Raw genomic sequence first — 18974 nt, 5'->3', positions numbered from 1 at the left:
CTTGTGTGATCGTTCGTTTTTATTTGACTTTAAAAAGTACCGCTGTTACACTGGTTATTGTGCTTTAGCGGGTTAAAACTGCTTTGGCGTCCGGAGGGCTGCGTACATAAGAACGCTGTACAGAGCCCATATTATGAAAAATAATGGTGCTAGCTTGCACCTACGGAGGAATGAATATGTCAACGGTAGTCGTCGTGGGAACACAATGGGGAGACGAAGGCAAAGGGAAGATCACGGATTTTCTGGCAGAGAGCGCAGATGTGGTCGCCCGGTATCAGGGGGGTAACAATGCCGGTCACACGATTCTGATTGACGGAAAGAAATTCAAGCTGAGCTTGATTCCATCAGGTGTATTTTATAAAGAAAAGACTTGTGTAATCGGTAACGGAATGGTTATTAATCCGGAAGCCCTGATCCAAGAAATTAATTATATTCATGAGAACGGATTTGACACCAAAAATCTGGTGATCAGTGATCGTGCCCATGTCATTATGCCATATCATATGCTGCTTGATGCCTTGGAAGAAGACCGTAAAGGCCCGAACAAAATCGGTACTACACGCAAGGGAATTGGCCCGGCGTATATGGATAAAGCGGCACGCAACGGAATCCGGATCGCCGATCTGATGGATGCCGAGGAATTTGAGCTGAGACTACGCCAATTAATGGAGGAAAAGAATCAGGTCATTACCCAGGTATATGGAGCCGAAGCCTTGAACGTGGAAGAAATTCTGGTCAAATATCTGGAGTATGCAGAAGTGCTTCGCGGTTATGTGACGGATACTTCAGTGGTTCTGAATGACGCTATAGATGCTGATTCCAGAGTACTGTTTGAAGGTGCACAAGGTGTAATGCTGGATATCGATCAAGGGACTTATCCGTTTGTTACATCGTCGAACCCTTCGGCTGGTGGTGTGTGTATCGGTTCTGGCGTGGGCCCTTCGAAGATCAAGCAGGTCATCGGGGTTGCCAAGGCCTACACTACCCGTGTTGGCGATGGTCCGTTCCCTACTGAGCTGAACGATGCTACGGGTGATTACATCCGTGAAACAGGCCATGAATATGGTACTGTAACCGGACGTGCACGCCGTGTGGGCTGGTTCGACAGTGTGGTTGTCCGTCATGCCCGCCGGGTCAGCGGAATTACCGGTCTGTCGCTCAACTCGCTGGATGTGCTTAGCGGCCTTGAGACGGTGAAGATTTGCACCGGCTATAAATTCCGCGGCGAGGTGATTACTCACTATCCGGCCAGCCTCAAAATGCTGGCTGAATGCGAAGCTGTCTATGAGGAGCTTCCAGGCTGGAGCGAAGACATCACCGGAGCGAAGACACTGGAGGATTTGCCGGCTAATACACGCAGATATGTGGAGCGGGTATCGGAGCTTACAGGCATTCCGATTGCCATCTTCTCCGTAGGACGCAACCGTGAGCAGACCAATCAGGTTCTGCCTATCTATATCTAAGTGATTCCTGTGAGTAAAGGGGCCCCCTATGTGGGTCTCTTTTTTTTGCGCTTCAACAATTATGTAATATTTTGGTTTCCCGGAGCCGGTTCTAGTCAATACTGGGAGGATGAAAGCAATAACGCACTGATCCTCCGGAGATTGAATATGAACAGGGCGCAAGGGAGTGATGAAGATGAAGATAGTAAGACGTGCACTTGGAGTCTGCCTGATTGTCGTACTGGCCAGCGCACTTTCGGTTCTGACCACGGCATTCGTCGTCAATACGTATATACAGTCGGTGTTGGCCAGTTTTGATATAAAGCTGGAGGGGCCGTCACCGGGCATCGGCGGTTTTATCAAGAGCCTCACGGGAATGGGAGCCACAGATAACGCCAAAAATGTAGCTGAGGATGTTAAAGATGCTCCCGGTGCAAAGAAAGACAGTAAAAGTGAAACGATGGACACACCAGAACAAAAAACGGAGAAGTCCGTGGAGGAAAAGGTGCCTGAGGATGCTTTGGCTGTAATGGGAGAGGCTTCCGGAGAGGAAGAACAAAGTGACAGTGCACTGGACCAGCAGCTGGTGATGACACCGGAAGCGATGGGTGAGCTCAAGGACAGTTTGCCCATGGATGAGAAATCCAATATTTTCAATATCCTGATGACCAAGCTTCCACAGGAGGAGATGCAGAAAATCTCAACGGCGATGGAGGATGGGTTGACGGAGAATGAAGTGAAGGAACTGCAGCAAGTCATTGCCAAGTATGTGAATCCTGATGAATATGACACATTAATGAAAATGCTTACACCAAATTCAACTGAGAGTACCACAAACTAAAAATTGTCATTTTTTGGACACCTTCTTGATGTTAAAATGTCAAAATCATGGAAGAAACCCGCGATTATCGCGGGTTTTGTCTTTGGGGTAAAGTTGAAATTTTTCTGCCGTCTATGGTACAGTAAAAAAGGACTATAAGGGGTTAATTTTTTGTAACCTTTTTAAATATAAGAAAAGTACGAATTTCACCTCATACTTTATGCTTATATTTTGGACGGAAACCAAATGCAGGTACACTAACGCACATAGTAAATAGATGCAGCAGCATATATAAAAGGGGTCGAATAACAAGGTTGGCCGCTTCTAAGCGGACTGAAAGGGAGAGTTTCATGAAAGGATTTAAGTTCATGCGCGGGATGGGGAAACTGCGGGACAAAGCAGAGACATCCGCAGAATTCAGCGCAGAAAGTCAAAAGGGCAGTTGTGCCTCTAGCGAAACTAACGTCTTTTATCAAGAAACCAAACCTCGGAGATTCCGGCGGTCCTGGATAGCAGCTTCTGCCGGTCTGGTGCTTCTGGCGACCTTTTCAATCGGGGTAGAGAAGAAATATGTGACCGCGAACACGGTAACCTATTATAAGGTGCTGGTTAAGGGTGAGGAAATCGGAAAGATCAGCGAGGAAACAGAGCTGGATCGGCTGTTCGAAGAGAAGCAGCAGGAATATCAGCTCAAGTATCCCGATTCAGTGATGGTGCTGCAAACAAGCGGCATTACGACAGAGGCGGAAAAAGCGTATAAACCGGAAATAGACAGTGCGGCTACGCTGGACAAGCTGGATGGCATGCTTAAAGCTTATGCAGTGGGTGTGCAGCTGACGGTGGATGGCAAAGCTGTGGGAATTGTCAAAGATCAGGAGACAGCGAATGCCGTCCTGCAGAGTGTGAAAGAACACTACGTTCCAGTTGCCGCGGTTTCAACGGGCACCCAGCTCAAGAGGACAGCAGCTACGCGTTCTGCGAAGGCGGCTGCACCGGCAAATGCAGACAAGGTAGAATCGGTTGCCATTCAGGAGGACGTTGCCGTTGTTCCTGTCAAGGCGGACCCCACCCAGGTGCTGAGCGTCGAGGAAGCGGTTGAGGTGCTCACCGAAGGGAAAGAGGAGCCGCTTGTTTATGCGGTTCAGGAAGGCGATACCGTCTCTGGGATTGCCAAACGTTTTGAGATTACGCAGGCTGATATTTTCCGCAACAATCCGTCGGTGAAAGAGCTGACCCTGCAAATTGGAGACGAGCTGCAATTGACCGTACCACAGCCAGAGCTTACTGTAGTGACCGTGGAGCAGGTATCGGAGCAGCTTGTCACTGAACCGGAAGTGATTGTCCGCAAGAGCGATGAGCTGGCAGCAGGCAAGAGCAAGGTTGTCCGGGCAGGACAGACCGGCCTGAAACAGATGCAGTACCGGGTGACCAAGGAAAATGGCCTCGTAGTGAAGGAAGAATGGATGGGCCAGACGGTTCTGAAGGCTTCCTTGCCTGAGGTGGTCTATCGCGGCACGAAGGTAGTCGGCGAAGGAACGGGCATGTTCGCCTGGCCGGTCAGCGGGGCAAGCCTCTCCAGCAGCTTTGGCCAGCGCTGGGGACGAAGCCATAAAGGAGTCGATCTCGTATCCGGCAACCGGACCATAACAGCTGCGGATGCCGGGACGGTTACTTTTGCAGGTGTACAGAGCGGCTACGGCAATGTGGTCATTGTGGATCACAAAAACGGATATGTGACCTACTACGGCCATCTGAGAAGCATCTCAGTATCTGTCGGCCAGCGGCTGGAGCAGGGAGCCGGCATTGGTGTTATGGGCAACACGGGGCGTTCAACCGGTACCCACCTGCATTTTGAGATCCGCAAGAACGGCACAGCGGTCAATCCGCTGAGATATCTGAAATAATCCATAGGTTATAATCAGCCGTCCGAGTTTTCGGGCGGCTTTATCTTTTAAAGCTAAAAATATATTGATGAACTGGATGAAAGTACATTTCTATCCCCACTTCGTAGGATGTGACGCCAGTGCAGGTATGTTAAAATAAGAGAATGAGTGATTAGTACGCTTAGAAAGGTGAAGCTGAGCATATGCAGATGGGAACGATTCTGGTAGTAGACGATGAACAGCCTATTGCTGATATATTAAAGTTTAATCTCGAAAAAGAGGGCTATGAGGTAATCTGTGCCTTTGACGGCAACAGTGCTGTGGAGCTGGCTCTGTCCAGACGGCCCGATCTGATGCTGCTTGATCTGATGCTTCCCGGCAAGGATGGCATGGATGTCTGCCGCGAAGTGCGCTCAGCGCATTTGGACATCCCGATCATTATGCTGACAGCCAAAGACGGGGAGATCGACAAAGTGCTGGGTCTGGAATTGGGTGCGGATGATTATGTAACCAAGCCTTTCAGCACGCGCGAGCTGCTGGCCAGAGTCAAAGCTCAAATGCGGCGCCAGCATAAGCCATCGCCGTCCGAAATGCTTAGTGAAAGAGCGGAGAGCAAACAGGGCGTCAATCATTTCGGCCTGTTCGTTGATACCGACATGTACATGGTTTATAAAGACGGAGAGCCGCTCGATTTAACACATCGTGAGTATGAGCTGCTCTATTATATGATTCGCCACGCCGGCAAAGTAATGACCCGGGAGCATCTGCTGCAGGCGGTATGGGGCTTCGAATATTTCGGGGATGTGCGGACTGTGGATGTCACGATCCGCCGGCTGAGAGAAAAAATTGAGGAGAATCCCAGCAAGCCGGAATATATCTTCACCCGGCGCGGACTCGGTTATTTGATGCATAGCCCCAAAAGCGGGGGGCTGTGATGAAAGGGCGGTCCTTTTTCCGGACGATTCAGGCCAAGCTTATCATTATTTACGTGCTGCTGATTCTGATCGCGATGCAGCTGATCGGTGTATATTTTGTCAGCTCGATGAAGAATTCACTAACCGATAACTTCACCAAAGATTTAAAGGCACGGGCAGAAATGTTGTCGATCCTTACGGCAGATAAACTAGGCAGCGAAGCCGGAACTGCCGGTGAAGAGACTGCAGTGGAGAGTCTGCGCGGAATGGTCAATAATCTGTATATCAGCGGAGCTGAAATTCAGGTACTGGATGCGAGCGGTAAAATTATTACGACATCTGTCCCTTCGCAAAATGATTATGTCGGGCAGCGGAACACACAAACCGTGGTCAGCCGTGCCCTGCAAGGCATCAGCGATAACGAGGAATATATCATTGCCGATGATAATGTGCGCAAGAAGGTGGTCGCCAAGCCGGTTCTCTCCGGCGACAAAGTGGTAGGCGCGATTTATATTGCTGCCGATATGAAAGATTTATACGCCACGATGAGCCGGATTAACAGCGTGTTCCTCTCCGGTCTGCTGCTGGCGCTCGCCCTGACGGCCGTTCTGTGTGTCATTCTCGCCCATACGATCACCCATCCTATCAAGGAGATGACCCGGCATGCCACAGCGGTTGCTGAGGGCCGGTTCAACCGTAAGATGCCTGTGTTCGGCAATGATGAAATTGGGCAGCTCAGTCAGGCGTTCAACTACATGACAGGAAGGCTCCGCGAAGCGCTGTCGCAGAATGAAGAGGAGAAGGAGAAGCTTGCTTCCATCCTGACCAATATGAGTGACGGCGTGGTAGCTACTGATGAAAGCGGCGTGGTGATTCTGATGAATACCCGGGCAGCAGATATGCTGGGAGCGGAAGGCCCGCTTCCGGAAGGGGCACCGCTCGATGAGCTGCTCGGTCTCGATCATGAGCAGTCGGGGTCGCTGGCGCAAGGCAACGCCCAATCAGCGATGCTTCATCTCTCGCCAATGGGCGGAGGCGATCCCAATATCGTCCGGGTCACCTTCACCCCGATTCACCGCCGTGAAGGCGGAGGGATTGCCGGAACCATTGCGGTGCTGCAGGATGTCACCGAACAGGAGAATCTGGAGGAATCGCGGCGGGAGTTCGTGGCGAATGTCTCGCATGAGCTGCGGACTCCACTGACGACGATCAAGAGCTATGTTGAGGCGCTTGATGATGGTGCGCTCGATGATCCGCAGCTTGCTGCGCGGTTTGTCGGAGTCATCCGCAATGAGACAGAACGGATGATCCGGCTTGTTACGGATCTGCTGCATCTCTCGCGGCTGGATTCGAGGGAATCGAGCCTGCGCATTCAGCAGACGGATATCTCCGAGATGCTGGAGGATGTGGCGGACCGCTTCTCCTTCCAGATTCGCCAGAAACGAATTCATATCAGCACAAGAGTGCGCAAGGAAGTCGCCACGGCCTGGCTGGACCGCGATCAAATTGATCAGGTGCTGGGCAATTTGGTCTCCAATGCGCTGAAATATACGCCGGAAGGCGGGACCATTCAATTGGAGGCACTCAAAACCGAAGATGGAATGCTGGCCGTTTCTGTACGTGATTCCGGGATTGGGATTCCCAAGAAGGATATCGAACGGATTTTTGAACGTTTTTACCGGGTTGATAAAGCCCGCTCGCGCAATATGGGCGGCACCGGACTCGGGCTGTCCATTGCCCGGGAAATTGTCAAAGCGCATGGAGGGTCAATTTCCCTGCAGTCAGAGCTTAATGAAGGCTCGCTGGTAACCTTCACACTGCCTCTGAAAGAGCAAAGGGGGAGTGTATTGTGAAGGAAACAATCAAGTCATGGATACTTGCCCTGCTCGTTTGCGGAAGTCTTGTAGAGAGCTATTATCTGATCTACCGGCTGCCGGGGAGCGACTCAGCGGTGATGTCAGAGAACTTGTATGTGAAGACAGATAATATGGGGCCCGAAGAAAAAGTTGAGAATCTGCTCTACCCTGATAAAATGATCATTCATATGGGGGAGGACAAGCATACGCTGTTTTATCCCGGCTCCACCTTCTATGACCTGATCATGAACCGGCTGAAAGGACGCGGGTTTGAGAGCTTTCAGCGGCGCTCGGTGCAGGATTTCGATTGGGACAAGATCCGCAGTGAGAATTCGGGCATTGAGCTGTCCTTCGGTGCCGGCATTCCGGTAACCTTGCTGCAGCGGGTAATGCAGCTTGCTCCCGATTCGCTGTTCCAGGGAGAAAGCATTGACCGGATCTGGATTTACAATGTTAAAAATGATTCCAAGGCACATGCCGTCTTTTTCAGCACTAGAGGTGATATCGTATATGAAGCGGCTAAGGCGGATTTGACTGTTCAGGACGTTCAGCAGCATGTGGATTTCGGTATGAATTGGACGCCATATACCGCAGTGAATGGCGATTATTATGTGCCGGAAGAAAAAATATCGCTGGTTGAGGTGGAAATTCCCTCCGGCATGTACACCATTGAACAAATGCAGAACAATCTATTCTTTGATGCCGGCAGCACCAGATATATTCCAGAGAAGGATGGCTCAAAGATTTATACAGACAGCAAACGCAGCCTGCAGGTTGATCAGGAACAGAACTGGATGAGCTATAGCGATCCGGCTGCACTTCCTGCGGGTGAAAGTACACCTGCGAAGGATGCCCTGGAAGCGGTGGATTTTGTCAACAAGCATGGTGGATGGAACGGTACATACCGTCTGGCATCAACGGAGGAGGGCAACCAGGAGCGGACCGTTTCCTTCCAGCAGTACTACGGTTCTTATCCGATTATGAGCAAGCCGAAGCTGCAGTATGGCGCTATTAACCTGGAGTTGCAGCAGGGCACAGTATCCTCCTATGAGCGATCGCTGATGTATACAGAAGAGGGAAAAGCCGTTAAACAGGTTGTGGAGCTTCCCGGTGGCGATGAGCTGCGGGCTAAGCTGGCCCAATTCAGCGAAGCTTCGCCTGTGAAGGATTTGACCCCGGCCTATGTTGCTTCAGTAAACGGGGAGAAGCTGAAGCTCCTACCGGTATGGCGGGTGACGCTCCGTGACGGCACTTTCCTTACACTGAACTAGAGTAATAGACGCGCGGGAATTCACACGACGAAGCAGAATCAACGAAGTGAATGCTCACAAACGAAGCGGATGCTTCCGAAGCTAGTTTGTTCGAGGTAGATTCAATGAAGTAAATGCTCACAAACAAAGCGGATGCTTCCGAAGCTAGTTTTGTTCGAAGCAGAATCAACGAAGTGAATGCTCACAAAACTTTAAGGAGGAGCGGTATGGACTGGGGAAGAGCCAAAAATGTGCTGATTTACGCCTTTCTGGTATTGAATCTGCTGCTTTGTTATCAGCTCTGGATGGACTTGCGCGATCAGGCCAGTGCCAATCTGGATTTCACTTCCCTGTCCGCAGAAACGCAGGCGGTGATGGAACAGAAGGGGATTCGTGTGTTGTGTCCCATTCCGGCTGCCACTCCGCAGCTGCCCGATATCACTTACCGCTACTCCGGGGAAGAGCAGAATGAGGAACCGGTTGAACTGAAGGTGCCGATAGACAGCAAGCTGATTTATTCATCATTTGCCGAACTGAGCAGTTCACTGGCAGACCAGATCACAGACATCGCCAATTATCGCTTTGATTCTCAGGAGAGCGAGGTAGGCAAATTTGTACTTCATCCACTGGTCGACCATAAATGGTCTTTGTTCAGAGTGCGGCTTGAGCTGATCAACAGTGATCAAAAAATTGTGGCCTACCGTTGGCCGAAGATTGAAATCGGAGCTACAAGCAGTGACGAAGATATCCAGAAGGTGCTTCCGGCCTCACAGGCACTCAGCAGCCTGATTGAGAAATATTTTCCGGCGGATTCGGTAGTTAAAGAGATTGAGCTTGGCTATTATGGGGAATTGTTCAACTCTGAAAGCCAGGTGGCTTCGCCAATGTGGCGCTTTATGCTGGAGAACGGCAACGCCTATTACGTCGATGCCATCAGTGCGGACATCATCAGTCCGAAGACAACAGAGTAGAAGGAGCAGGAGAGAGATATGGGGATTTCATTTACGGTACTGTCCAGCGGTTCTACCGGCAACGTAACAGTGGTGCGAAACGGGGAAACGGCGCTTATGATCGACGCGGGCCTCAGCGCCAAACGGATCGACGAGCTGCTCGCGATGCGTGAGATGACGGGCAAGGAGATAGACGGAATACTGGTTACGCATGAGCACTCGGACCATATCAAGGGACTTGGAGCCATGGCCCGCAAATACGATCTTCCGATCTACGCCAACTCCAATACCTGGGGGGCGATTGAGAAGGGGATCGGCACTATTGCCGAGCATAACCGGATTATTATGGAGACCGGACAGCACAGGGATTTCGGCAGTCTGCGGGTAGAGTCATTTGCAATCTCCCATGATGCGGCTGAACCGGTAGGGTACAATTTTTATGACGGCAAGGAGAAGCTTTGTGTTGCTACGGATCTTGGGTATGTCAGTGATAAAGTGCGGACGGCGATTGCCGATTCGGATGTGCTGGTACTGGAGGCCAACCACGATATAGAGATGCTGAGAATGGGGCGTTATCCGTGGAATACGAAACGGCGGATTCTGGGCGATTTAGGCCATCTCTCCAATGAGGCGGCGGGAGCGGCACTAAGCGAGATTCTTACCGGACGGACCAAACGGACCTATCTGGCTCACTTAAGCCGGGATCACAATATGATGGATTTGGCCAAAATGTCGGTGCGCGGGGCAATGGAAGACCGGGGCTGCTTCTTCAGAGACAGTGAGTTCAGATTGTGCGATACCTATTATGACCAGCCTACGCCGTGGGATAAGGTGAGCCAGTCATAAGCTGGTCTACCTCCGTAATTTTACGTTCCAATTCTTGGCGTGAGAAAAGCCCTTTATCAATCAGCAGCTCGATCATGGCGCTTTGAACCAGGATCAGATGATAGTGTTCATCCTTCAGGTCACCGAGTTTGCCGATAAATTGAACCAGATCCATACTTGTTGAAAAAGATTCCATATTTATTCCTCCTTCTGAGCTAAATGAAAGCTGATCTGTAAAAAATTTGTAGGGTTTTTGCGTCAGAAAAAACGTGGGTGCTAGCCCTGCCTGTGATACAATCATAAAGAGCAGAATTAAGCCTGAGTTTAAATAGTACTTCTATTATTGTAGTCTTTTAAGTTGGAAAATATTCCGGATTGAAGCTTATCCTTTTTTAATATGTTGCAAGAATAGGAGACCCCTTGCGCTTATAACACACACATTTGTGGTGAATGAATGAAGTGAAACCTTTTAGAGCTTTCAGGAGTCTAAGAGATAAAGCGGAGAGCTCGGGCGTGGTTGCTTGGCGTTCAGGTTATGGATGCAGTGGCAATAGAGGGGAGAGGATGTAACGGTGGGACTGTTTGATGATGATTTTTATTCAACCAAGGTACCGCGGCGCGAAGGCAGAGGGCAGGAACCCTCTAAGGTCTTAACGAGCCGGAATTGGTCTGCCCGCAAATCACGGCGGAGCCTGGCAACTTGGCAGGTGTCTGTCATTAGCTCAGTGATCAGTGCGGTGGTTGCAGTGCTTCTGTTCAGTCTGGCTACAGGTCAGTTGACACAGGAGAAGGCGGAGCAGCCGAAAGTGATTGAGAAGGTGACTGCAAGCAGCGGTGACCCGTATGAACGGATTGTTCAGGCTGCGGCTCTTGTCCGACCGGCCGTTGTGAGCATAATTAATCATAAAGAAGATAACAAGGAACTTAACATTCTCGACGAGTCGGCACTTGGCTCGGGAGTGATCTATAAGAAGGACGATAACAAGGCCTTTATTATTACCAATAATCATGTGATCGAGGGCTTCGGCAAGCTGGAAGTGGTTACGGTAGATGGTGAGACACGCAAGGCAACACTTGTGGGTACGGATAAAGTAAGTGATATCGCAGTGCTCTCCATTGATGCTAAAGGCATTACCACAGTAGCCCAGATTGGTGATTCCTCCAAGCTGCGGTTTGGGGAGACGGTCATTGCTATCGGCAATCCGCTGGGACTCGGCGATAGCTTGACCTCGGGGATTGTCAGCTACACAGAACGGACCATTCCCGTATCACTGAACCAGGACGGTGTCTATGACTGGGAACAGGAAGTCATTCAGACGGATGCTGCAATTAACGAGGGCAACAGCGGAGGCGCGCTGGTCGATCTGAACGGCAAGGTGATTGGTATTAATACAATGAAGATTTCCGATACAGGCGTGGAGGGACTTGGCTTTGCCATCCCGGCCAATCATGTTATGGAAACGGCGGGTGAGCTTGAGGCTAACGGGAAGATTGCCCGCTCTTATCTGGGAGTGTATTCCGTAGATTTGAATAACCCTTATGTGCCGCTCGCAGAAGACCAGCGCAAGGAGCTTAATCTGCCAACGACCGTTAAAGACGGAGTAGTTGTGCTGGATGCGGTAGGGCCGGCCAAGGATGCAGGACTGCAGTTCAATGATGTGATTACCAAGTTTGACAATGAACCGATCACATCGACCCTTTCGCTGCGCAAGTATCTGTATGATCACACCAAAATCGGAGATGATCTGAAGATTACTTATTACCGCAACGGAGAGGTAAAACAGGTGACGGTGAAACTTCTTGAAAAACAAAAGGAATAAAAGCGGCGTCAGCCGTATATAATAATGTGGCAGTCAAGATAAGCGAGACGGCCCAGCCGTCCTTATTATAAAATTAAGGACGGCATCCGTTTCGAAGTCAAATCATCTGGGTATATTACTTAATATGGATGCAAATCCCCCTTTTTATAAAGACTGGTAGCCCTTACATTGGGAACAACACCTTATAAGGGGAAATACGGATATATTCGGATGTTGGCTTGCCTTTGTAACTCCGGTGTGGTAACATGAGATTAATCATACATTTGATACCTAATTCTCGTATTGAAAAGGGCTGTCAATGCAAATACAACCTTTTTCAATGTGTGAATTTTTTCTTTGTTTGAAGATAAAAAGAACATATTAATTTAAATTTGTGGAGGTAACACACATGCAAACAGGTACAGTTAAATGGTTCAACGCAGAAAAAGGATTCGGTTTCATCGAAGTTGAAGGCGGAAGCGACGTATTCGTTCACTTCAGCGCAATCACTGGCGACGGCTTCAAAACTTTGGACGAAGGCCAACGCGTTGAATTCAACGTTGTTCAAGGCAACCGCGGACCACAAGCCGAAAACGTTGTAAAACTGTAATAATAGAAGCACCGTCCCCGCTTTTGCAAGTTGGGACGGTCTTTTTTTATAAGATCAACTGCTATATCATCATGAAACCACAACATGATCTTGAAGTAGAGCAACTGCAAATGAAGGATTTGTAAGCATCTTAGAAAGAATATAATTGGATGCTTTTTTACTTGTTTCTCAACTTGTAACATAAAGGAAGGGAGGAACGGCAATGAACTACCGGAAGAAGCCTTTAGAGGAAGTACCGGAAGAAAATACCGCAATTTGGGCCTGTACCAATGATGGATGCAACGGATGGATGAGGGATAATTTCGCATTTGAACATGCGCCTTCTTGCCGTCTCTGTCATGCCCCAATGGTTCGCAGCATGAAGATGCTGCCGCAATTGCTTAATTCTAATGGCGATCTCAAATCGCTGAAGAAGGGTATTTCGATTACCTAACCAATGCCTTTATGAGTCAAGCTTTCTATAGAACGACGAACAAATCCAAGACGGTAAAACCGTCTTATTTTTTTTGCTTTCCGAACGTAATATTGTGATATTTGTCACAAATTTATTGTTTTTTAGGCCGAATCCGGGTGTATAATGTGATAATTATCACACTTTAAGCCTTAAATTTTTGACAGAATAGACATAACGAATGGGGAGAAGAAAGGGGAAGAAACATGGATACAGTTATGCTGTCGCGTATACAATTTGCGTCGACGACGATCTTTCATTACTTCTTTGTACCGGTATCTATTGGACTTGCACTCTTGATCGCGATCATGGAGACGATGTATGTCCGAAAAGGCAACGATGAGTACAAAAGAATGGCGCAGTTTTGGGGAAAGCTATTTCTCATTAACTTCGCAGTAGGGGTAGTAACAGGGATATTGCAGGAATTCCAGTTCGGAATGAACTGGTCCGATTATTCCCGCTTTGTCGGGGATGTATTTGGGGCTCCACTTGCGATTGAAGCGCTGCTGGCGTTTTTCCTGGAGTCTACTTTTATCGGCTTATGGATTTTTGGCTGGGACAAAGTCTCCAAGAAGATTCATTTACTGTCCATCTGGATGGTAGCGCTGGGAACGATGTTATCGGCATTCTGGATTCTCGCAGCCAATTCTTTTATGCAGCACCCTGTTGGTTTTGCGATGAATAATGGCCGGGCCGAAATGAATGATTTCCTGGCTTTGATTACAAACGGACAATTGCTGGTGGAATTCCCGCATACGGTGCTCGCGGCTTACGCTACAGGGGCATTTCTGGTAACGGGTATCAGTGCCTATAAAATGCTCAAGAAGCAGGATGTGCCTTTCTTTAGAAAATCGTTCGAAATTGCGGCGATTGTCGGCATTGTCTCCTCCATGGGGGTAGCCGTTGCAGGTCATGCCCAAGCGCAGTATCTGGTAGAGACACAGCCGATGAAGATGGCAGCTACGGAAGCCCTTTGGGAGGACAGTGGTGACCCTGCGGCTTGGACAGCCAGTGCTTTTATCGATCCTGACAATAAATCAAACTCCGGGGAAATCAAGATTCCTTATATGCTGAGTTTCTTGTCCTACAGTAAGTTCTCCGGTGAAGTTAAAGGGATGAACACGCTGCAGGCAGAATATGAACAAAAGTACGGCCCGGGGGATTATATCCCGCCTGTTCGTACGACTTTCTGGAGCTTCCGGATCATGGTGGTCGCAGGCACGCTGATGATTGTGCTCGGCATGTATGCGATGTATCTGATGTGGCGCAAAAAGATGGAACGTCCGAACACCTGGTTTATGCGGTTCATGTTCTGGGGGCTGCTGCTTCCGCCAATTGCCAATACTGCAGGCTGGATCATGACAGAGATCGGACGTCAGCCTTGGACGGTATTCGGATTAATGACGACAGAAGACAGTGTGTCTCCTAATATATCGGCTGGACAGGTGCTGTTCTCGGTGATCTCCTTTACGGCGATCTACGCTATTCTGGGAGCGGTACTGATCGGATTGTTCATCAAAGTTATCAAAAAAGGCCCTTATGCCATGGATAACGATCACGGTGAGTCGCATGATCCATATAGTAAGGAGGGATCGCATGCTTTCTCTTAATGAATTGTGGTTTGTGCTGATTGCGGTATTATTTATCGGATTTTTCTTCCTGGAAGGCTTCGACTTCGGCGTAGGAATGGAAACGCAGTTCCTGGCCAAGAATGATACGGAACGCCGGGTGCTAATCAACTCGATCGGGCCGTTCTGGGATGCGAATGAGGTATGGCTGCTGACGGGTGCGGGCGCGATGTTCGCTGCTTTCCCCAACTGGTACGCAACGCTGTTCAGCGGATTCTATATCCCGTTTGTCTTTGCCCTGCTGGCGCTGATTGCCCGCGGTGTCGCCTTTGAATTCAGAGGCAAACGCGATTCACTGGCCTGGAAAAGAACCTGGGACGCCTGCATCTTCTTCGGCAGCTTCCTTCCGCCGTTCCTGCTGGCAGTAGTGTTCGCGAGCTTCATCAAGGGGTTGCCGATTGACGGTGACATGCAGATGTATGCCGGATTCTTCGACATCGTGAATGTGTATACCGTAGTCGCAGGGATTACTGTAGTGCTGCTTTGCCTGGTGCATGGTTTGATGTTCACTACGCTCCGTACGGTTGGCGATCTGCAGGTTCGTGCGCGCAAGCTGGCGCAGAAGTTATTGTTCCCGCTGGCTGCGCTGCTGGTTGCTTTTGTAATTATGACTTACTATATGACAGATGTGTTTGAACAACGTGGTGCATTGCTGCTGGTATTAGTGATTCTAGGCATTGCCGCCTTCGTTCTGTCCGGCTATTTCATGACCAAGAAGAAGGACAGCTGGGCATTCGGGATGACCGGAGCGGTTATGGCTTTGTCGGTGATGTCGATATTTGTGGGACTGTTCCCGCGGGTTATGATCAGCTCTATTGATGAGGCGTTTAATCTGACGATCACCAATGCGGCTTCGGGCCAGTATTCACTGAAGGTGATGTCGATTGTAGCGCTGACGCTGCTGCCGTTCGTGCTCGGTTATCAGATCTGGAGTTATTTCATCTTCCACAAACGGGTTCACGAGAAGGAGCATCTTGAATACTAATGGATAAAAATTTGCTTGGGTACAAAGGAGTTAAGCCGGTCTTTCTGATCGTAGGCTTCCTTACCCTGGTGCAAAGCCTGTCCATACTTCTGCTGGCTAAGTCGCTGGCAGAAGTAGTCTCTGCGCTGTTTGCGGGAGAACCGCTGAAGGAACAAGGGGCGACAATGCTCTTGTTCCTTCTTGCGTTTCTTGTACGCCATGCCTGCGCCATGCTGATGAGCCGCGTCTCTTACCGCTTCGCGGAGAACACCGGCAGCAGCATGCGGAGACAAATGATGGACAAGCTGTTCCAGCTGGGACCGAGGCTGGCGGGCGACCGGGGCACGGGAAATCTGGTTACGCTTGTGCTTGAAGGAGTAACGAAGTTCCGCACCTATATAGAGCTTATTATTCCGCGGATGGTAGGCATGGCGGTAACACCGGTCTTGCTTCTGGTATACATCTATACTCTGGATACGTCGAGCGGTGTTATTCTTACCTTGACGATGCCAATTATTATCGTCTTTATGATTCTGATCGGAATGACTGCCCGCAAGCAAATGGACCGCCAGCTGAAGTCCTACCGGACGCTGTCCAATCATTTTGTTGATTCGCTGCGCGGGCTGGAGACGCTGAAGTTTCTCGGGCGCAGCCGCAGTCATAGTGACAGTATTGCCGAGGTCAGTGACCGCTACCGTTCGGCTACAATGCGTACGCTGCGTGTAGCATTTCTGTCTTCCTTCGCGATGGACTTCTTCACGATGTTATCTGTGGCCTCAGTAGCTGTAAGCCTTGGCCTGCGGCTGGTCAATGAGCAGATGACCCTGGTTACCGGGTTAACCATTCTGATCCTGGCGCCGGAATATTTCCTGCCGGTCCGGCTGGTCGGAGCGGATTTCCATGCTACGCTGGATGGCAAGGAAGCCGGTGAAGCGATGAAGGACATTATCGACCGGGATACGGTAACAGCGGAGGTATTGGAGGCTGGGGGAACGGAAGCTCCTACAGCCGTGCCGTCTTCTGCCGCTGTATTTACTTGGCGGCAGGATAGTGTGCTGAAACTGGAACAGGTTGGCGTTAAATATGAAGCAGACGGGATTGCCTCGCTGGAGGGCATTAACCTGGAGTTCAAGGGTTCTGCGAAGATTGGAATTATCGGAGAGAGCGGCGCGGGTAAATCCACACTGGCCGATATCCTGGGCGGCTTTCTGCATCCTACCTCAGGGAGCATAAGCATTAACGGGAACCGTGTCAGTGCGCTTACCGATGAGGAGTGGCGCAAGCAGACCTCATATATTCCGCAGCGGCCGTATATTTTCAGCGGCACGCTGGCGGATAATGTGCGTTTCTATTATCCGGAAGCTTCGACGGAAGCTGTTGCTTCGGTGATGGCCGCCGCTGGATTATCCAAGCTGGTGGAGTCGCTGCCAAGCGGACTGGATGAAATGATCGGCGGCGGCGGCCGTTCGCTCAGCGGCGGTCAGGAACAGCGCGTCGCGCTGGCCCGCGCACTGCTGAGCAGCCGTCCGGTCATGCTGCTCGACGAGCCGACCGCCCATCTGGACATAGAGACGGAATACGAGCTGAAGCAAACGATGCTGCCGCTATTTGCAGGGAAACTTGTGTTTCTCGCCACCCACCGCCTGCACTGGATGATCGATATGGATCTGATTGTCGTGATGCAGCAGGGACAGGTGGCCGAGGTTGGTACCCATCCGGAGCTAGTTGCCCGGCGCGGTGCTTATTATGAGCTTATTCAAAGTCAATTGGAGGGAATCCATTGAAACGTGAAGGATGGTTTGCTCCCTATGTCTCCCCTTATTTCTGGCGGTTTTTGCTGATTATCGTGCTGGGTGCGTTGACGATTTTCTCAGCTTCGTCCCTGATGTACACTTCGGGATTTCTGATCTCAAAGGCGTCCATACCGCCAGAAAATATACTGATGATCTATGTGCCGATTGTCGGCGTGCGCACGTTCGGGACGAGCCGGGCGGTCATCCACTATGCGGAACGCCTGGTCTCGCATGATACGATTCTGCGGATTCTCTCGAAGATGCGGATCCGGCTCTACAATATCCTGGAGCCGCAGGCGCTGTTTCTATCTTCGCGGTTCCGTACCGGGGATATTCTCGGCATGCTGGCCGACGATATTGAATATTTGCAGAATGTGTATCTGCGCACTGTATTCCCAAGCATTATTGCTCTCCTGATCTACGCGGCGGCGGTAATTTCCATTGGCACGTTTGATGTGGCTTTTGCTCTGCTGATGGGACTCTATATGCTGGTGCTGGTAGTTGTGCTGCCGCTGATTTCCCTGCTGCTGACGCAAAAACGCCAGCGTCAGGTGAAGCAGGAGCGTAACCGCCTCTACCAGAAGCTGACGGATGCTGTGCTGGGGATGGGCGACTGGGTGATCAGCGGACGGCAGGGCCAATTCGTGGAAACCTACGAGGCCGATGAGAAAGCTGTCGCCCGCACCGACGGAGCGCTGCGTCGCTGGGCGCGCCTGCGCATGTTCATCGGGCAGGCGGTTGTCGGCATCGGCGTGCTGTCGATGCTGTACTGGGCCGCCGGCCAATTCGCGGACGGGGCCATTGCCGGAACGCTGATTGCAGCGTTTGTACTGGTGGTCTTTCCGGTAGCAGATGCTTTCCTGCCGGTTTCGGAAGCGGTAGAGAAGATCCCGCAATACCGCAATTCGCTGGAGCGCCTGTCCGGCGTGGAAGCCGCGGAAGGAAATATGGCGGGGGCAGCACCGGATTCGGGGAAGGCTGACACTGCACGCCATGTGGATGCTGCGGTCAAGGCGATCAAGGAAACCGGGCTGGCGCCTATCCGGCTGGAGAATGCCGGTTACCGCTATGCTGCGGGAGATGACTGGTCGATCCGCAATCTGACGCTCGATATTCCGCAAGGCCGGAAGATTGCTGTTATCGGGCGCAGCGGGGCAGGGAAATCGACACTGCTGAAGGTGATTCAGGGCGTCATTTCGCCTTCCGTCGGTTCGGCCACGATTAAGGGCATTGAAGCTTCCGCTTATGGTGAGAGAATTCCGCAGCTTATTGCCGTACTGAACCAGAGCCCGCACTTGTTTGACACTACCGTAGCCAATAACATCCGGCTTGGTGATCCCGATGCATCTGATGAGGACATTCAGCAGGCCGCCAAGCTGGCCAAGCTGGATACACTGATCTCATCGCTGCCGGAAGGCTATAACACAGCGGTGCGCGAGGCGGGCCAGCGCTTCTCCGGCGGGGAACGCCAGCGGATAGCCCTGGCGCGGATTCTGCTGCAGAATACACCGGTAGTTGTACTCGACGAGCCAACCGTCGGGCTTGACCCGCGTACAGAGCGGGATCTGCTGGCTACTATGTTCGAGGCCATGGAGGGCAAGACGCTGATCTGGGTCACCCACCATCTTGTCGGTGCAGAGCAGATGGATGAAGTGATTTTTATGGAGAACGGGTTCGTGGAAATGCGCGGCACCCATGCCGAGCTGATGGACAAGGAACCGCGCTACCGCAAGCTGTATGAGCTGGACCGGCCAAGCGGGTTCGTGAACACGGCAGCAGGAGAATAGAG

16 protein-coding genes are annotated in these 18974 nt (G+C 50.8%); 15 read left to right on the top strand and 1 reads right to left on the bottom strand.

Annotated elements, in window-relative coordinates; translation table 11 throughout:
- The first annotated feature begins 176 nt into the window (after positions 1–176).
- The 8 genes from ACAN56_RS10615 to ACAN56_RS10580 all read left to right on the top strand — a co-directional run bounded on the left by ACAN56_RS10615 (position 177) and on the right by ACAN56_RS10580 (position 9961).
- The gene (locus tag ACAN56_RS10615; protein ID WP_038598232.1) at positions 177–1463 is read left to right on the top strand and encodes an adenylosuccinate synthase; all 1287 of its coding nucleotides are present in this window, start codon (positions 177–179) and stop codon (positions 1461–1463) included.
- Positions 1464–1638: 175 nt separating this feature from the next.
- The gene (locus ACAN56_RS10610; protein ID WP_379142626.1) at positions 1639–2283 is read left to right on the top strand and encodes a hypothetical protein; all 645 of its coding nucleotides are present in this window, start codon (positions 1639–1641) and stop codon (positions 2281–2283) included.
- A 329-nt stretch (positions 2284–2612) separates the two neighbouring features.
- On the top strand, positions 2613–4166 hold the full coding sequence (locus ACAN56_RS10605) for a peptidoglycan DD-metalloendopeptidase family protein (RefSeq protein ID WP_379142624.1): 1554 nt from the start codon (positions 2613–2615) through the stop codon (positions 4164–4166).
- A 182-nt stretch (positions 4167–4348) separates the two neighbouring features.
- Positions 4349–5080 carry a response regulator YycF gene (gene yycF / locus ACAN56_RS10600; RefSeq protein ID WP_038598226.1) on the top strand — a complete coding sequence of 244 codons (732 nt, stop codon included), beginning with the start codon at positions 4349–4351 and terminating at the stop codon, positions 5078–5080.
- Positions 5080–6912: a cell wall metabolism sensor histidine kinase WalK gene (walK, locus tag ACAN56_RS10595; protein WP_038598224.1), complete on the top strand. Its 1833-nt coding sequence runs from the start codon at positions 5080–5082 to the stop codon at positions 6910–6912. Before yycF ends, walK begins: the two co-directional genes overlap by 1 nt.
- Entirely contained in the window at positions 6909–8186 is a 1278-nt protein-coding gene (locus tag ACAN56_RS10590; RefSeq protein ID WP_379142621.1) for a YycH family regulatory protein, read from the top strand. Before walK ends, ACAN56_RS10590 begins: the two co-directional genes overlap by 4 nt.
- A 206-nt stretch (positions 8187–8392) precedes the next feature.
- Complete coding sequence (gene yycI, locus ACAN56_RS10585) at positions 8393–9136, top strand: two-component system regulatory protein YycI (protein WP_038598220.1); 744 nt, start codon at positions 8393–8395, stop codon at positions 9134–9136.
- A gap of 18 nt (positions 9137–9154) precedes the next feature.
- Positions 9155–9961 (top strand): MBL fold metallo-hydrolase, encoded by an 807-nt coding sequence (locus tag ACAN56_RS10580; protein ID WP_038598218.1) that lies wholly within the window; start codon positions 9155–9157, stop codon positions 9959–9961.
- Here ACAN56_RS10580 and ACAN56_RS10575 read toward each other — a convergent pair.
- Positions 9930–10136, bottom strand: coding sequence for a hypothetical protein (locus tag ACAN56_RS10575; protein ID WP_038598216.1), 207 nt, complete (start codon positions 10134–10136; stop codon positions 9930–9932). The genes ACAN56_RS10580 and ACAN56_RS10575 overlap by 32 nt on opposite strands.
- Before the next feature lie 376 nt (positions 10137–10512).
- On the opposite strand from ACAN56_RS10575, the gene ACAN56_RS10570 reads away from it, so the two are divergent.
- From ACAN56_RS10570 to cydC, 7 genes are all read left to right on the top strand, one after another.
- Positions 10513–11760: a S1C family serine protease gene (locus tag ACAN56_RS10570; RefSeq protein WP_038598214.1), complete on the top strand. Its 1248-nt coding sequence runs from the start codon at positions 10513–10515 to the stop codon at positions 11758–11760.
- A gap of 388 nt (positions 11761–12148) precedes the next feature.
- Positions 12149–12349: a cold-shock protein gene (locus ACAN56_RS10565; RefSeq protein WP_019914582.1), complete on the top strand. Its 201-nt coding sequence runs from the start codon at positions 12149–12151 to the stop codon at positions 12347–12349.
- A 202-nt stretch (positions 12350–12551) separates the two neighbouring features.
- Positions 12552–12782 carry a cold-shock protein gene (locus tag ACAN56_RS10560; RefSeq protein ID WP_038598212.1) on the top strand — a complete coding sequence of 77 codons (231 nt, stop codon included), beginning with the start codon at positions 12552–12554 and terminating at the stop codon, positions 12780–12782.
- Positions 12783–13006: 224 nt separating this feature from the next.
- On the top strand, positions 13007–14410 hold the full coding sequence (locus tag ACAN56_RS10555; RefSeq protein WP_038598210.1) for a cytochrome ubiquinol oxidase subunit I: 1404 nt from the start codon (positions 13007–13009) through the stop codon (positions 14408–14410).
- Positions 14397–15413, top strand: coding sequence for a cytochrome d ubiquinol oxidase subunit II (cydB, locus tag ACAN56_RS10550; RefSeq protein ID WP_038598208.1), 1017 nt, complete (start codon positions 14397–14399; stop codon positions 15411–15413). The genes ACAN56_RS10555 and cydB overlap by 14 nt, the downstream gene beginning before the upstream one ends.
- On the top strand, positions 15413–17176 hold the full coding sequence (gene cydD / locus ACAN56_RS10545; protein ID WP_379142613.1) for a thiol reductant ABC exporter subunit CydD: 1764 nt from the start codon (positions 15413–15415) through the stop codon (positions 17174–17176). Before cydB ends, cydD begins: the two co-directional genes overlap by 1 nt.
- Positions 17173–18972: a thiol reductant ABC exporter subunit CydC gene (gene cydC / locus ACAN56_RS10540; protein WP_379142610.1), complete on the top strand. Its 1800-nt coding sequence runs from the start codon at positions 17173–17175 to the stop codon at positions 18970–18972. Before cydD ends, cydC begins: the two co-directional genes overlap by 4 nt.
- The last annotated feature ends 2 nt before the right edge of the window (positions 18973–18974 follow it).

Origin of the sequence: Paenibacillus paludis (genome assembly GCF_042610515.1) — a bacterium.
In the GTDB taxonomy this organism is placed as follows: domain Bacteria; phylum Bacillota; class Bacilli; order Paenibacillales; family Paenibacillaceae; genus Paenibacillus_AQ.
Note: the sequence above shows the minus strand (reverse complement) of the source record. Positions and strands in the feature narration are given on the sequence as shown.

What these genes read in the sequence shown, in the direction of transcription:
- ACAN56_RS10615 (WP_038598232.1), top strand. Translation starts at nt 177, where the DNA reads ATGTCAACGGTAGTCGTCGTGGGAACACAATGGGGAGACGAAGGCAAA.
- ACAN56_RS10610 (WP_379142626.1), top strand. Translation starts at nt 1,639, where the DNA reads ATGAAGATAGTAAGACGTGCACTTGGAGTCTGCCTGATTGTCGTACTG.
- ACAN56_RS10605 (WP_379142624.1), top strand. Translation starts at nt 2,613, where the DNA reads ATGAAAGGATTTAAGTTCATGCGCGGGATGGGGAAACTGCGGGACAAA.
- yycF (WP_038598226.1), top strand. Translation starts at nt 4,349, where the DNA reads ATGCAGATGGGAACGATTCTGGTAGTAGACGATGAACAGCCTATTGCT.
- walK (WP_038598224.1), top strand. Translation starts at nt 5,080, where the DNA reads ATGAAAGGGCGGTCCTTTTTCCGGACGATTCAGGCCAAGCTTATCATT.
- yycI (WP_038598220.1), top strand. Translation starts at nt 8,393, where the DNA reads ATGGACTGGGGAAGAGCCAAAAATGTGCTGATTTACGCCTTTCTGGTA.
- ACAN56_RS10580 (WP_038598218.1), top strand. Translation starts at nt 9,155, where the DNA reads ATGGGGATTTCATTTACGGTACTGTCCAGCGGTTCTACCGGCAACGTA.
- ACAN56_RS10575 (WP_038598216.1), bottom strand. Translation starts at nt 10,136, where the DNA reads ATGGAATCTTTTTCAACAAGTATGGATCTGGTTCAATTTATCGGCAAA.
- ACAN56_RS10565 (WP_019914582.1), top strand. Translation starts at nt 12,149, where the DNA reads ATGCAAACAGGTACAGTTAAATGGTTCAACGCAGAAAAAGGATTCGGT.
- ACAN56_RS10560 (WP_038598212.1), top strand. Translation starts at nt 12,552, where the DNA reads ATGAACTACCGGAAGAAGCCTTTAGAGGAAGTACCGGAAGAAAATACC.
- ACAN56_RS10555 (WP_038598210.1), top strand. Translation starts at nt 13,007, where the DNA reads ATGGATACAGTTATGCTGTCGCGTATACAATTTGCGTCGACGACGATC.
- cydB (WP_038598208.1), top strand. Translation starts at nt 14,397, where the DNA reads ATGCTTTCTCTTAATGAATTGTGGTTTGTGCTGATTGCGGTATTATTT.
- cydD (WP_379142613.1), top strand. Translation starts at nt 15,413, where the DNA reads ATGGATAAAAATTTGCTTGGGTACAAAGGAGTTAAGCCGGTCTTTCTG.